The following is a 15375-nucleotide window of genomic DNA, read 5'->3' as shown; positions in this document are numbered from 1 at the left end:
CGCCTATCGCGGCGGCGCATAGCCCGCCGCGAGCAGCGCGCGCGTCACGCCGTTGGTCCAGCCAAAGCCGTCCTGCAGCGGATATTCGCCGCCGCCACCGGGCAACCGCTCGACGACATTGTATTTTTCGAGCAGCTTGCCGCTCGCCGCATACTCCCGGTCCACCGTCGCCAGCCAGTTGGTCGCGATCCGCTTGGCGAGCGCATCCTCGCGATAGCGGCGCAGTCCGTCGATCGCGACCCATTGCAGCGGCGCCCAGCCATTAGGCTCATCCCATTGCTGCCCAGTCCTCACCGCGGTCGTCCCGAGCCCGCCCTCGCCGACCAGCGGCGTCAGCGCCTGCGCGGTCGCCTTCGCACGCTCCGGCGAGGCGAGGCCGACGAACAGGGGGAAAGCCATCGCCGCGGTCCGCCCGTCGGCGACCCGGCGCGCGTCGAGATCGTAATCGGCATAATAGCCCGCGCCGTTCCACAGATGCGCCGCGATCGCCTTCGCGCGCGCATCCGCGGCCGCAGCGTAGGTGGTGACGCAGGCGGCATCCTTCAAAATGCGGCAATTGTCGGCGATGCTGCGCTCCATCCCGTACATCAGGCTGTTGAGATCGACCGGCACGATCCGCGTCGTCCGGATCGTCGCCAGCGTCTTGCCGTCGCCGAGCCAGCGCGAGCTGAAGTCCCAGCCGCTTTCCGCCCCGGCGCGCAGGTCGCGGTACATCGCCTTGGCATCGCGTCCCGGCGTCGCCGCGACCAGCGCCGCATCCTCGCGATAGCTTTCGTCGCGCGGATCGTCGCGATCGTCCCAATAGCGGTTGAGCAGCGACCCGTCCGCCAGCCGCACCACGCGTGCGCGCTCGCCGCCCGGCCGCAATCCGGATTCGCCCGCCATCCAGAAGTCATGCTCGGCGCGCATCCATGTCGTACGTTGCGCCAGCGTCGCGGCATTCTTCGACAGGCCGGCGATCAGATAGAAGAACGGCGGCTGCGAGCGGCTGAGATAATAGCTGCGCGTGCCATTGGGGATGCGGCCGTAGCGATCGATCAGGCTGCCGAAGTCGGTCACCATGTCCTCGACCAGATCCTGCCGGCCCGACACCTGCAGCCCGAGCATCGTGAACCAGCTGTCCCAATAATACATCTCGCGGAACCGCCCGCCCGGCACCACGAAGCGCTTCGGCAGCGGCAGCGCCGACGATCCCGCCGGCACGGTCGGCAGCGTCCGGGTAAGCTGCGGCCACAGCGCGTCGATATGCTCGGCCAGCCCCAGCTTGCGCGACGGCGGAGGCGCGGCCGGTGCCACCGGCACGTTGAAATTGGCGAGCACGAACGCCTTCAGCGCGGCATCGTCCTTGCAATCGCAACGGCGGTAGGCGGCGAGGATCGCGGCATCGCCGCGGCGCGGTTCGGCATCCGCGAAGGTCTTCGAATCGGGAAAGATCTGCCGCATCTGCACGTCGCGGAACAGCGCGCCGAACCGCTGCGCCGGCGATGGCGGCGCCGCCGCGACGAGCAGGCCGGCGAGCGCCAGCATCAGGGGACGGATCATGCGCGACTCTCCAACAGCGTGCCCTGCGTCAGCGTCACGCGCCGCGCGCGGCGATCGAACCGCAATGTGACGCACCGCTCGCCGTCGGGCAAGCGCAGCGCGAAGCCGTCGGCGCCGGCCCAATCGTCCGGCCGCATCGGCGCGTCGTCGAGCCGCCGCCAGTCTGGTGCCTCATACGGCGCGACGCGATCGAGCCCGGCCGCCGCCCGGAACGCCGCCAGATCGCGGGCGAAATCCTCCAGCGCCCGATCACGCCCGTGCCAATCGACCCAGCCGATCGCATTGTCCTGCGCATAAGCGTTGTTGTTGCCCCGCTGCGTCCGTCCGAATTCGTCCCCCGCGGTCAGCAGGATCGTACCGCGCGATGCGAACAGCGTCGCCAGCAACGCACGCCGGTCGGCATCGCGCCGGGCCGTGACGACGGGATCGTCGCTCGGTCCCTCGACGCCGTTGTTCCAGCTGTGATTGTCGCCATGGCCGTCGCGATTGTCCTCGCCATTGGCGTGATTGTGGCGTTCGGCGAAAGCGACGGTGTCGGCGAGCGTGAAGCCGTCGTGCGCCGCGATGAAATTGACGCTGCGCGTGTCGCCGCCGCCGAAGACGTCGTCCGAGCCGGCGAGCCGCGTCGCCAAAGCGCCCGCGCTGCCGTCGCCTTTCCAGAAGCGCCGTACGTCGTCGCGATAGCGGTCGTTCCATTCGAGCCAGTGCGCTGGAAACCGCCCGAGCTGATAGCCGTCCGGGCCGATGTCCCACGGCTCGGCGATCATGATGCGGCTGGACAGCAGGGGATCGGCGGCGATCTCGGCGAAGATCGGCGCATGCGGATCGAACCCCGGCCCGCGCGCCAGCACCGGCGCCAGATCGAACCGGAAGCCGTCCACGCCTAGCCGCGCGAAATGGCGCAGGCTGGCGAGGATCAGCGCGCGGACCTCGGCTCGCGAACAGTCCAGCGTATTGCCGGTGCCGGTGTCGTTGATCAGCGTGCCGTCCTCGGCCTGCGCATAATAGAGCCGCTCGTCCAACCCGCGCAACGACAGCGTCGGCCCGTGCACGTCGCTCTCGCCGGTGTGATTGAAGACGAGGTCGAGGATCACGCCGATCCCCGCCGCCCGCAGCGCCGCGACGGTCTCGCGCAGCTCGGCGATCCCGCCCGGCGCCAACCGCGGATCGATCGCCATCGGCACCACCGGATTATAGCCCCAGGCGTTGCGCAGCCCGAGCGGTGGCAGATGCCGCTCGTCGATCCACGCGACGATCGGCATCAATTCGACCGCGCTGACCCGCAGCCGCTGCAGATGCGCGATGATCGCGGGATGCGCCAAGGCCGCGATCGTTCCCCGCTGCGCCGCGGGCACCTCGGGGTGCAGCATCGTGAACCCGCGGACGCTGAGTTCGTAGATCAACCCGCCCGGCGTGAAGAGCGGCGGGGGGAGAAGGCTCGCGTCCTCCCCCTTATCGGCAACCCCTTTGTTGTCATCCCCGCGAAGGCGGGGATCCATACCCACGGACCTCGCGGCCCCTTCGAGGACCTGCGCGTCTGGATCCCCGCCTTCGCGGGGATGACGATGAGGGAAGGGTGTCGCAACACCCACACCCCAAGGCACCAACCCACCCGTCTCGACTCCCGGCTGACCCAGCCGCTGGTCAAAAATGAACGCCCGATCCAGCTCGACGGCATAGGGATCGACCAGCAGCTTCGCCGGATCGGCCGCCGCCCGGAAGCCGTAGCGCTGGCCCGCCCCGATCCCCGGCACATCCACCGACCAGATACCGTCGGCACCGGCCATCGCCACCCGCCGCTCGACCGCGCCGTCCCACAGGCACAGCGTCACCGCCGTCGCCGAGCGCACCGCGAACCGCACTTCGCCATCGTACGAGATCGCGCCCAGCGCGGGCGCGTCGCTCACGTGATGACGTCCGGCTCGGTCCGCCCGCTATGCCGCACGATGCCCGCGATCTCGTCCGCCGCCGCGACGATATCCGCCAGCATCTCGCCGGTCTCGCGATCGAGATCGCCGCCCGCCGGCTCGTAGCGCTCCAGATATACCCGCAATGTCGCACCGCTGGTGCCGGTCCCCGACAGCCGGAACACGACGCGGCTGCCGCCCTCGAACAGCACGCGCACGCCCTGGTTGCGGCTCACCGAGCCGTCGGTCGGATCGGTATAGGCGAAATCGTCCGCCGCCGCGATTTTCAGCCCGCCGACCTGCGTCCCCGCCAGTGTATCCAGCTTGCCGCGCAGCTCGGCCATCAGCGCATCGGCGCGCGCGCTCTCGACGCCTTCGTAATCGTGGCGGGCGTAATAGTTGCGGCCATAGGTCGCCCAGTGATCGCGCGCGATCGCATCGACCGACTCGCCGCGTACGGCGAGGATGTTGAGCCACAGCAGCACCGCCCACAGCCCGTCCTTCTCGCGGACGTGATCCGATCCGGTGCCGGCGCTTTCCTCGCCACAGATCGTCGCCATGCCCGCGTCGAGCAGATTGCCGAAGAATTTCCACCCGGTCGGCGTCTCGAAGATCGGCAGGCCGAGCTTCTCCGCGACACGGTCGGCCGCCGCACTGGTCGGCATCGACCGCGCGATCCCCTTGAGCCCGTCCTTGTAGCCCGGCGCGAGATGCGCGTTCGCCGCCAGCATCGCGAGGCTGTCCGACGGCGTCACGAACCGCGCCCGCCCGATGATGAGGTTGCGGTCGCCATCGCCGTCCGACGCCGCGCCGAAGTCCGGCGCATCCGCCGCCATCATCGTCTCGTAGAGTTCGTGCGCGTGGACGAGATTGGGATCGGGGTGATGCCCGCCGAAATCCTCCAGCGGCTCGCCGTTGCGGACGGTGCCGGCGGCGAAGCCGAGCCGCGTCTCGAGGATCTCGGTCGCATAAGGCCCGGTCACCGCGCTCATCGCGTCGAACGCCATCGTCAGCTTCGCGGCGCGGATCGCGTCGAAGTCGAACAGCCGCTCCATCAGCGCGGCATAATCGGCGACCGGATCGACCACCTCGACCGTCATCCCACCGACCGTCACCTCGCCGAGCGTATCGAGATCGACGTCTTCGGCATCGACTGTCAGCCAGCGGTCGATCGTCTTCGTCCGTTCGTACAGCGCCTCGGTCACCTGCTCCGGCGCCGGGCCGCCATTGGCGATATTGTATTTGATGCCGAAATCTTCGGTCGGGCCGCCGGGATTGTGGCTTGCCGACAGCACCAGCCCGCCCAGCGCCTTGCGGATGCGGATCATGTTGCTCGCCGCGGGCGTCGATAGCAGCCCGCCGCGGCCGACGACGACGCGGCCGAAGCCGTTCGCCGCGGCGATGCGGATCGCCTTCTGGATCACCTCCCGATTGAGGAACCGGCCGTCGCCGCCGATCACCAAGGTCGCGCCGTCCTTGCCGTCGATGACGTCGAACACCGCCTGGACGAAATTCTCGGCATAATCGGGCTGCTGGAAGACGGTGACCTTCTTGCGCAGACCGGAGGTGCCGGGCTTCTGGTCGGAATAGGCGTGGCTGGCGACGGTACGGATCATGCGGTTCCTGTCAGGCTCTTGTAGAGGTCGGCATAGCGGCGGCCGCTTTCCGACCAGGAGAAATCGGCGCGCATCCCGTTGCGCTGGATGGCGCACCATAGATCGGGGCGCGCGTAGGCGGCAATGGCACGACGGATCGCGTGGCCGAGCGAATGATGGCTCGCCTCGCCATGCTGGAAGCCGGTCGCGACCCCGGCGGCGAGCGCCGCCTCGTTGGCGTCGATCACCGTATCGGCGAGCCCGCCGGTGCGCGCGACGACCGGCACGCAGCCATAAGCGAGGCCGTAAAGCTGAGTCAGCCCGCACGGTTCGAACCGCGACGGGATCAGGATCGCGTCGGCACCGCCCTGCAACAGATGGGACAGGGGTTCGTCATAGCCGATCCGTACCGCGATCCGCCCCGGATAGCGCGCCGCCGCGGCGAGCAGCGCCGCTTCCAGATGCGCATCGCCCGAGCCGAGCAGCGCCAGCCGCGCCCCGCCCGCGACCAGCTCGTCGAGGCAGGTGACGAGCACGTCCATGCCCTTCTGCCACGTCAGCCGGCTGATGACGGTGAACAGCGGCCCGTCGTCGCGATCGAGCCCGAACATCTTCTCGACCGCGCGCTTGTTGGCCTTGCGCCGGCCGAGCGCACGTGCGGTGAAGCGGCTCGGCAAGGCGGCGTCAGTCTCGGGATTCCACACGGCGGGATCGATGCCGTTGACGATGCCGTGCACGCGGTCGCGTCGAGTGTCGATCAGCCCTTCCAGCCCCATGCCGAACCGCGGCTCGCGGATCTCGGCAGCATAGGTCGGGCTGACCGTGGTGATCGCATCGGCCGCCTCCAGCCCCGCCTTCAGGAAGCCGACACCGCCATAATATTCGACGCCGTCGATCGCATAGGCCTCGTCCGGCAAATCGAGCCCGGCAAATATCTCCGCACCGAACTGGCCCTGGAAGGCGATGTTATGGACCGTCATCACGCTGGCGGTCCGGCGCTGCGCCGTACCGCAATAGCGCAGATAGGCCGGCGCCAGCGCGGCCTGCCAGTCGTGCGCGTGAAGCACGTCGAACCCTTCCGCGACGTCGGCGGCGGCGCGCGACAGGGCCGCGAACCTGTACCAGTCGTCGGTCTGGTCGTAGAGCCCACCCGCCCGCGCGAACAACGCCGGCGCATCGAGCACCAGCAGCGGATGCTCGCCCAGCCGCGCGCCGAGCAACCGCGCCTCGACGCCGAGCAGATCGCGCCAGCGCCGCACCACCTTGGCGCCCTTCACCGCCTTGCCGACCGCCGGATAGCCCGGGATCAGCGTCGTCGTCGCGACGCCATGCGGCGTCAGCGCATCGGGCAACGCCCCCACCACGTCGGCGAGCCCGCCGGTCTTGACCAGCGGAAACGCCTCCGAGGCGACCGAGAGGACGGAGAGCGTCACAGCCCGAGGCGGTCGATCATCGGCTGGGTGATGAGGCAGATGCCCTTGTCGGTCCGCCGGAACCGGCGCGTATCCAGCTCGGGGTCCTCGCCGACGACCAGCCCGTCCGGAATCACCACGCCGCGATCGATCACGACCCGGCTCAGCCGCGCGTTGCGGCCGATATGGCAATAAGGGAGGACCACCGCCTCATCGAGCGACGAGAAGCTGTGTGCCCGCACCCCGGTCGACAACAGGCTGCGATGGATCGCCGAGCCCGACACGATGCAATTGCCCGAGACGAGGCTCGACACCGCCGAGCCGCGCCGCCCGTCCTCGTCATGGACGAACTTGGCCGGTGGGGTGATCTCCGAATAGGTCCACAGCGGCCATTCGTGATCGTAGACGTCGAGCTGCGGGATGATGTCGGTCAGGTCGATGTTCGCCTCCCAATAGGCATCGACCGTTCCGACGTCGCGCCAATAGGCCGCCGGCTCCTCGCTGGTCCGCACGCAGCTCTTCGAGAAGCGATGCGCCTGCGCCACGCCGTGCTCGACGAGATAGGGGATGATGTCCTTGCCGAAGTCGCGCGCCGAGCCTTCGGTCGCGGCATCGCGCCGGAGCTGCTCGATCAGGAACTTGGTGCGGAAGACATAGATTCCGAGGCTGGCGAGCGCGATGTCGGGCTGCCCGGGGATCGCGGGGGGATCGGCGGGCTTCTCGACGAAGTCGATGATCCGGTCGGTCTCGTCGACGTGCATCACGCCGAACGCCACCGCCTCCATCCGCGGCACCTCCATACAGGCGACGGTCACGTCCGCACCGCTGTCGCAATGCTGCTGGAGCATGATCTCGTAATCCATCTTGTAGATGTGATCCCCGGCCAGGATCACCATATACTCGACGTTATACGTCTCGATGATGTCGATGTTCTGGAACACCGCATCGGCGGTGCCCTCATACCATTGGAATTCCGACACGCGCTGCGAGGCGGGCAGGATGTCGAAGCTCTCGTTGCGCTCCGGGCGCAGGAAGTTCCAGCCACGCTGGAGATGGCGGATCAGCGAATGCGCCTTGTATTGCGTCGCGACGCCGATCCGGCGGATGCCCGAATTGATCGCGTTCGACAGCGCGAAGTCGATGATCCGGCTCTTGCCGCCGAAATAGACCGCCGGCTTGGCGCGGGTGTCGGTCAATTCCATCAAGCGGCTGCCGCGCCCGCCCGCCAGCACGTACGCCATCGCGTCGCGCGAAAGCGGCTGTCCTCGTCTGTCTACCATCGGCTCCCTCCATTATCGTCGTTATCGGTGCGCGCGGGGCGCGATCAGCCGTCGAATTGCAACATGACCGTCGCCAGCGGCGGCAGCGTCACCCACGCCGCACCGTCCTTGGCCTCGACCCCGCCGAGATTGCCGAGGCCGGAACCCCAATAGTCATGCGCATCGGAATTGATGATCTCGCGCCAGCGTCCGTCCTGCGGCAGCGGGATGCGATAGGGCGCGCGCGCCACCGGCGTCAGATTGGCGATCACCGCGACCGGCTGCTCACCCGGCGCCTTGCGCAGCCAGGCGAACACCGAATTGGCGGCGTCGTCTCCGATCAGCCATTCGAACCCCTCGGGCTCGCAGTCGCGCGCATGCAAGGCCGGGGTGTCGCGATAGAGCCGATTGAGATCGCGGACGAGCTTGCGCACGCCGCCATGCGCCGCCGAATGGCCGAGATGCCAGTCGAGCGCCCGCTCCTCGCTCCATTCCTGCCGCTGTGCGAACTCCTGGCCCATGAACAGCAGCTTCTTGCCCGGATAGCCCCACATGAAGGCATAATAAGCGCGCAAATTGGCGAATTGTTGCCAATCGTCGCCCGCCATCTTGGTCAGCAGTGATCCCTTGCCGTGAACCACCTCGTCGTGGCTGAGCGGCAGCACGAAATTCTCGTCGAAGGCATAGACGAAGCCGAAGGTGATCTCGCCGTGATGATGGCGGCGATGCACCGGCTCGCGCGCGAAATACTGGAGCGTGTCGTGCATCCAGCCCATGTTCCACTTGAAGCCGAAGCCGAGCGCCTCGCGCGGCCCCTCCTCGAACGCGGGCATCGACACGCCCGGCCAGCTCGTCGATTCCTCGGCGACGGTGAAGACGCCGTCGTCCTTGCCATAGACCGCGCGGTTCATCTCGCGCAGGAAGCTCACCGCCTCCCAATTCTCGCGACCGCCGTCCTCGTTGGGGATCCATTCGCCCGCCTCGCGGCTGTAGTCGCGATAAAGCATCGAGGCGACCGCATCGACGCGCAGCCCGTCAACATGATAGCGTTCCGGCCAGAACAGCGCGTTGTTGATGAGGAACGAGCGCACTTCGCGGCGCCCGAAATTGTAGATCGCGGTTTTCCAGTCGGGATGGAAGCCGAGCCGCGGATCCTCATGCTCGTACAAAGCGGTGCCGTCGAAGCGGGTGAGGCCGTGCGGGTCGACCGGGAAATGCGCCGGCACCCAGTCGAGCAGCACGCCGATGCCGGCACGGTGCGCGCCGTCGACGAAGCGGGCGAAGCCGTCGGGATCGCCGAACCGCGCCGAGGGCGCGTAGAGGCCGGTCGTCTGATAGCCCCATGACGGATCATAGGGATGCTCGCTGATCGGCATGAACTCGATATGCGTGAAGCCGAGATCGACGACATAGGGGATCAGCCGGTCGGCGAGCGCGTCCCACGACAGATACCAGCCGTTCTCGTCCTTGTCCCAACTGCCCGCATGGACCTCGTAGATGCTGACCGGCACGCGCCGCGGATCGACCTTCGCCCAGGTCGCGCGATGCGCCTCGTCGCCCCAGACATGCGCGGGCGGCGCGGTGGTGATCGACGCGGTCTTCGGCCGCAGCTCCGCGGCGAAGGCGAAGGGATCGGCCTTCAGCGGTTGCAGCGTGCCGTCGGGGCCGACGATCGCGAACTTGTAGCTGCGTCCCGCGCCGACATCGGGCAGGAAGATCTCCCACACGCCGATGTCGCTGCGGCGGCGCATGACGTGGCGCGTGTCGTTCCAGTCGTTGAAGTCGCCGACCACCGAGACGCGCCGCGCGTTCGGCGCCCAGACCGCGAAATGCACGCCGCTCGCGCCCTCATGCGCGATCAGATGCGCGCCCATCTTGTCGTAGAGGCGGAAATGCGAGCCTTCGGCGATCAGATAATCGTCGGTCGGGCCGAGCACCGGGCCGAAGCTATAGGGATCGGTGACCCACCATTCGGCGCCGAACCCCTGCGCCTTGTATTTCACCGGCTGCGGATCGCCGGCGATCGGCCCCTCGAACAGGCCGGCAGCCTCGATCCGCGTCAGCGCGCCGAGCGGCTTGCCGGCCAGATCATGCGCCTCGGCGGTTTCGGCACCGGGGATCCAGGCGCGTCCGAACGTCCCCTGCGGCCCGGCGAACGTGCCGAGCAACGAAAACGGATCGTCGTGGCGCCCCTCCAGCAATGCGGCGATGGCGCCACGCGGTGGTTTCACATCACCCCCCAGATTTGTTTCGCATATTCGCCGATCGTCCGGTCCGACGAGAACCAGCCCATATTGGCGACGTTGAGCACCGCCGAACGGCCCCACGCCGCCGTGTCGCCGAACTTGGCGTCGACCTCGCGCTGCGCGGCGGCATAGGCGTCGAAATCGGCGGCGAGCATGAACCAGTCATGCTCGTACAGCCCGTCCATCAACCCCTTGTAGCGATCGGGATCGTCGGGCGAGAACACCCCCGACGCGATCGCATTGACCGCCTGCGCCAGCTCGCGCGATCCCTCGATCACCTGGCGGCCGCGATAGCCGCTGGCGCGCTTCTCAGCGACCTCGTCGGCGGTGAGGCCGAAGATGAAGATATTATCGTCGCCGACATGATCCATGATCTCGATATTCGCGCCGTCGAGCGTGCCGATGGTCAGCGCGCCGTTGAGCGCGAACTTCATATTGCCGGTGCCCGACGCCTCCATGCCCGCCGTCGAGATCTGTTCGGACAAATCGGCGGCGGGGATGATCTTCTCGGCGAGGCTGACGTTGTAATTGGGGACGAACGCGACCTTGAGCAGGTCGCCGACCGCGGGGTCGGCGTTGATCCGCTTGGCGACGTCATTGGCCAGTTTGATGACGAGCTTGGCGGTATGATAGCTCGACGCCGCCTTGCCGGCGAACAGCTTGACGCGCGGCGTCCAGTTGCGTTCGGGATGGCTGCGGATCTGGTCGTACAGCGCGACCGCCTCGACGATGCCGAGCAACTGGCGCTTATATTCGTGGATCCGCTTGATCTGCACATCGAAGATCGCATCGGGGTCCAACGTCAGACCCATGCTGTCCTTGATGTAGGTCGAGAGCGTCACCTTGTTGGAACGCTTAACCATAGCGAAACGCTCCCGGAACGATGAATCATTCGCGAAGGGCGCGAGCGCGGTCAGGCGGGCGGCGTCGTCCTTGAAATCCTCGCCGATCGCCTCGACCAGCAGGCTGGTCAGGCCGGGATTGCATTGCTGCAACCAGCGGCGCGGCGTGATGCCGTTGGTCTTGTTGTTGATCCGGTCGGGATACAGCCGGTGAAGGTCGGCAAAGACCGTCTTTTTCATCAATTCGGTGTGCAGCGCCGCGACGCCGTTGACGCTGTGGCTGCCGGCGAAGGCGAGGTTCGCCATCCGCACGCGCCGCTCGCCGCCCTCGTCGATCAGGCTGATCGCGGCGATCGCATTGCCGTCGATGCCGTCGACCTTGCTCGCCTCGCGCAGCAGCCTGGCGTTGATCGCATAGACGATCTGCATGTGCCGCGGCAGCAGCCGCTCGAACAGCGGCAGCGGCCAGCTCTCCAGCGCCTCGGGCAGCAACGTATGGTTGGTATAGCCGAAGGTCGCGCGGGTGATGTCCCACGCCTCGTCGAACGACAGTTCGTGGAAATCGGTGAGCAACCGCATCAGCTCGGCGACCGCCACCGCCGGGTGCGTGTCGTTGAGCTGGATCGCCGCCTTGTCGGGCAGGGTGCGGATGTCGCCGAAATATTGCAGGTGCCGGCGGACGATGTCCTGGATCGAGGCGGAGGAGAAGAAATATTCCTGCCGCAGCCGCAATTCCTGCCCCGCCGGCGTGCTGTCGTTGGGATAGAGCACGCGGGTCAGCGTCTCGGCGCGCATCTGTCCGGCGAGCGCGCCCTCGAAATCGCCGGCGTTGAACCGGTCGAGCTTGATCGGGTCGAAGGCGCGGGCGTTCCACAGCCGCAGCGTGTTGACGCGTTTGCCGCGCCAGCCGACCATCGGCGTGTCGACCGCGACCGCCTCGACCGCTTCGATCGGCGACCAATGGACCTGGCCCGACGCCGTCGCCGTCACCTCGCCACCGAAGCCGACGAAATAGGCGCTCTCCCGCCGCTCGAACTCCCACGGATTGCCGTGCGCGAGCCAGTTCTCCGGCAGCTCGACCTGCCAGCCGTCGTCGAGCCGCTGGCGGAACATGCCGTTCACATAGCGGATGCCATAACCGTAAGCAGGCAGGTCGAGGCTGGCGAGGCTCTCCATGAAACACGCCGCCAGCCGGCCAAGCCCGCCATTGCCCAGCGCCGCATCGGGTTCGATCTCCTCGATCGCTGCGAGGTCGACGCCGAGACTGGCCAGCGCCGCCGCCACCTCGTCGTTATGGCGCAGGTTCGACAGCGCATCGCGCAGCAGCCGGCCGATCAGGAATTCGAGGCTGAGATAATAGACGCGCTTCGCCCCGGCGGCATGCGCCGCCTTGGTCGATTCCATCCAGCGTTCGATGATCTCGTTGCGCAGCGTCAGGATCGTCGCGGCGAGCCAGTCGTGCGGCCGCGCCGCCTGCGCGTCCTTGCCGATGCGGTGGACGAGCGTGTCGACGATCGCCGAGGCGAGGGCGGGGCGGGGGTCGAGTGCGGTCGGTGCGGCGGCTTGGCTGTCTGTCACGGCATATCCGATGCAAGAGGAAGGCGAAGGAGAGGGCGGGGCGGAGAGGGCGGTGCGATCGTCCGCGAATGCCGCCGACCCGGACTTAGAGCATGCCGATCAGCAACGTCAGGTTAAGCCCGATGATGATCGCGGCGATCGTCCAGGCGACGATGCGCAACCATAAAGGGCTGACGAACCGCCCCATCACCCGCGTCTGGCCGGTGAACAGCACCAGCGGCACCACCGCGAACGGCAGTTGCAGGCTGAGCACCACCTGGCTGAGCACCAGCAATCTGGTCGCACCGCCATCGCCCGACAGGCCGACGACGAACACCGCCGGAATGATCGCGAGCAGCCGCGTCACCATCCGCCGCAGCCACACCGGCAGCCGCAGATTGAGGAACCCCTCCATCACGATCTGTCCGGCGAGCGTGCCGGTGACGGTCGAATTCTGCCCCGACGCGAGCAGAGCGACGCCGAACACGACGCTGGCGGCGCCGACGCCCATCATCGGCGCGAGCAGGCGATAGGCTTCGTCGATCTCGGCGATCTCGGTGCGGCCGGCGGTGTGGAACACCGCGGCGGCGACGATCAGGATCGCGGCGTTGATGAAGAAGGCGAGGCCGAGCGCGATCGTGCTGTCGATCGTCGCCAGCTTGGCGGCCTCCGCCTTGCCCTCGTCGGTCGGCGCGAAGGCGCGGGTCTGGACGATCGACGAATGGAGGTAGAGATTGTGCGGCATCACCGTCGCGCCGAGGATGCCGATCGCGAGATAGAGTTTGGCGGGATCGGTGACGATCCCCGGCGTCGGCACCAGCCCGGCGAGCACTGCGCTTATGTCGGGCTTGGCGTAGAACAGCTCGAAGGCGAAGCAGCCGGCGATGATGACGAGCAGCGCGAGGATGAACGCCTCGATCTTGCGGAAGCCGTAGCGTTGCAGCGCGAGGATCAGGAACACGTCGAGCGCGGTGACGATCACTCCCCAGACCAGCGGAATCCCGAACAGCAATTGCAGCGCGATCGCGGTGCCGAGCACCTCGGCGAGATCGCAGGCGATGATCGCCACTTCGGCGAGCAGCCAGAGGACGAGCGACACCGGCTTGGAATAATAGGCCCGGCACGCCTGCGCTAGGTCGAGCCCCGCGGCGACGCCGAGCCGCACCGACAGCGCCTGCAACACGATCGCCATCAGGTTGGACAGCAGGATGACCGACAGCAGGGTATAGCCGAACGCCGAGCCGCCGGCGATGTCGGTCGCCCAATTGCCCGGGTCCATATAGCCGACCGCGACGAGGAAGCCCGGCCCCATGAACGCCGCCAGCCGCCGCCAGCCGGCGCCGCCGACGGGCAATGCGATGCTGCGATGACTGCCACTGAGGGAAACGGCTGGGGCAGAAGCGGGTGGCGTCATGGCGCCGGTGTGTGGCGGAAGCCGCGCGCGCGGGCAAGGTGCGAGAGCGCCCGCTGGATCAATCGGCTGCAACGATCGGACGAGGGAGAGACGACGGATCAGAGACTTGCGCCCGCCCACACCCACTACGCGGCTGCCGGATCGACGTTCACTCGCACGCGGCCTCGCCATCCCAGCCTCGTCACCCCGGACTTGATCCGGGGTCCCGCTACGTTCGTCGAGGACCGATCGCGAAGAAGCGGCACCCCCGAGCCCAGACATCTGCGAGAGCCCAGTGCTCCTGCGAAAGCAGGAGCCCAGGAGTCGCGCACACCATAAGACGGTGTTGCACTTGGCTCTGTGCTCCTGCGTCCGCAGGAGCACTGCGCTGATCTAACCGATGATGAAGACTTCCGCAGGGGTGTTAGTCGACCCGCGGTCACGAAAGGGCGACGGAAACAGCGAATATCGAAAATCGACCCCGCCTAGACCGGCGCCGCATCCACGTCGGGGCCTGCACCATAATGGTGCCATGTGAAGATCGCCAACGCGCCGCGATGCGGCCGCCACGCCTCGGCCAGCGCGCGCGTCACTTTCTCCGACGGCCGCTCGTCATGGCCGAGCAGCCGCCCGACCTCGATCTGCACCGCGAGGTCGCCCGCCGGCCAGACGTCCTCGCGCCCCTCGGCGAACAGCAGATAGATTTCCGCCGACCAGCGGCCGATCCCCTTCACCCGGACGAGCTGCGCGATCGCCTCCTCGTCGTCCGCGGGTAAATGGTCGAGATCGAGCCGCCCGCTGGTCACCTCCTCGGCGAGGCTGCGCGCATAGCTCGCCTTTTGCCGCGACAGGCCGGCGGCGCGCAGCGTCTCGTCGCTCGCGGCGAGGATGGTATGCGGATCGCCGGGATCGCCGACCAGCGTCTCGAGCTTGCGATAGACCGCCGCGGCGGAGGCGACGCTGACCTGCTGGCCGAGGATCGTGCGCAGCAAGGTCGCATAGCCGCGCTCGCGAATGCGCGGCGGCGGATAGCCGACGCGGGCGAGGCCGGCGGCGAAGGCGGGTTCGGTCAGCGCAAGTGCGTCCATCGCCGTGCGAATCTGTTCGGCGCTCAGGCCCATGCTTGATCCTTGACCCGTCGCGCGGCATGGCCGGCGACACCTTTATCGGAGACTGTCATGCCCAAGCTTATCGTCGTCACGCGCGAGGGGGAAGAACGCGAAATCAACGGCGAAGCCGGCCTGTCGGTGATGGAAGTGATCCGCGACGCGGGGATCGACGAATTGCTCGCGCTGTGCGGCGGCTGCTGCAGCTGCGCGACCTGCCACGTCCATGTCGATCCGGCCTTCGCGGACCGGTTGCCGGCGATGGGTCCGGACGAGGACGACCTGCTCGATTCGAGCGACGAGCGCAACGCGACCTCGCGCCTGTCGTGCCAGATCCAGATGACCCCGGCCCTCGACGGCCTGAAGGTGACGATCGCGGGGGAGGATTGATCGGTATCTCGTCTAGGATCGTAGTCTAAATCCCTACCGTCATCCCCGCGAAGGCGGGGATCCATACCCTCTGACCCGGCTTGAGCCGCGGCGTCAGCGTATATGGATCCCCGCCTTCGCGGGGAT

10 protein-coding genes are annotated in these 15375 nt (G+C 67.5%); 1 reads left to right on the top strand and 9 read right to left on the bottom strand.

Annotation, left to right across the window (positions count from 1 at the left end):
* Positions 1–3: 3 nt before the first annotated feature.
* The 9 genes from treA to AC07U4_RS02930 form a co-directional block, all read right to left on the bottom strand.
* Positions 4–1542 (bottom strand): alpha,alpha-trehalase TreA, encoded by a 1539-nt coding sequence (gene treA / locus AC07U4_RS02970; protein WP_495194383.1) that lies wholly within the window; start codon positions 1540–1542, stop codon positions 4–6.
* Positions 1539–3449, bottom strand: coding sequence for a glycogen debranching protein (locus AC07U4_RS02965; protein WP_495194382.1), 1911 nt, complete (start codon positions 3447–3449; stop codon positions 1539–1541). The genes treA and AC07U4_RS02965 overlap by 4 nt, the downstream gene beginning before the upstream one ends.
* Positions 3446–5065: an alpha-D-glucose phosphate-specific phosphoglucomutase gene (locus AC07U4_RS02960; RefSeq protein ID WP_495194381.1), complete on the bottom strand. Its 1620-nt coding sequence runs from the start codon at positions 5063–5065 to the stop codon at positions 3446–3448. Before AC07U4_RS02960 ends, AC07U4_RS02965 begins: the two co-directional genes overlap by 4 nt.
* The gene (gene glgA, locus AC07U4_RS02955; protein ID WP_495194380.1) at positions 5062–6477 is read right to left on the bottom strand and encodes a glycogen synthase GlgA; all 1416 of its coding nucleotides are present in this window, start codon (positions 6475–6477) and stop codon (positions 5062–5064) included. The genes AC07U4_RS02960 and glgA overlap by 4 nt, the downstream gene beginning before the upstream one ends.
* On the bottom strand, positions 6474–7736 hold the full coding sequence (gene glgC / locus AC07U4_RS02950; protein WP_038659547.1) for a glucose-1-phosphate adenylyltransferase: 1263 nt from the start codon (positions 7734–7736) through the stop codon (positions 6474–6476). Before glgC ends, glgA begins: the two co-directional genes overlap by 4 nt.
* Before the next feature lie 44 nt (positions 7737–7780).
* A complete protein-coding gene (gene glgB / locus AC07U4_RS02945; protein ID WP_495194379.1) occupies positions 7781–9946 on the bottom strand; it encodes a 1,4-alpha-glucan branching protein GlgB in 2166 nt (721 codons plus the stop codon).
* Entirely contained in the window at positions 9943–12318 is a 2376-nt protein-coding gene (locus AC07U4_RS02940) for a glycogen/starch/alpha-glucan phosphorylase (protein ID WP_495195002.1), read from the bottom strand. The genes glgB and AC07U4_RS02940 overlap by 4 nt, the downstream gene beginning before the upstream one ends.
* Positions 12319–12466: 148 nt before the next feature.
* Entirely contained in the window at positions 12467–13774 is a 1308-nt protein-coding gene (locus tag AC07U4_RS02935; protein WP_137897361.1) for an Nramp family divalent metal transporter, read from the bottom strand.
* Positions 13775–14238: 464 nt separating this feature from the next.
* On the bottom strand, positions 14239–14874 hold the full coding sequence (locus tag AC07U4_RS02930) for a DNA-3-methyladenine glycosylase family protein (protein WP_495194378.1): 636 nt from the start codon (positions 14872–14874) through the stop codon (positions 14239–14241).
* Positions 14875–14931: 57 nt separating this feature from the next.
* Between AC07U4_RS02930 and AC07U4_RS02925 the strand changes: the two genes are divergently transcribed.
* Positions 14932–15249: a 2Fe-2S iron-sulfur cluster-binding protein gene (locus AC07U4_RS02925; protein ID WP_038659532.1), complete on the top strand. Its 318-nt coding sequence runs from the start codon at positions 14932–14934 to the stop codon at positions 15247–15249.
* Positions 15250–15375 lie beyond the last annotated feature (126 nt).

The organism is Sphingomonas sp. GW821-FHT02B09 (assembly GCF_059421875.1).
Note: the sequence above shows the minus strand (reverse complement) of the source record. Positions and strands in the feature narration are given on the sequence as shown.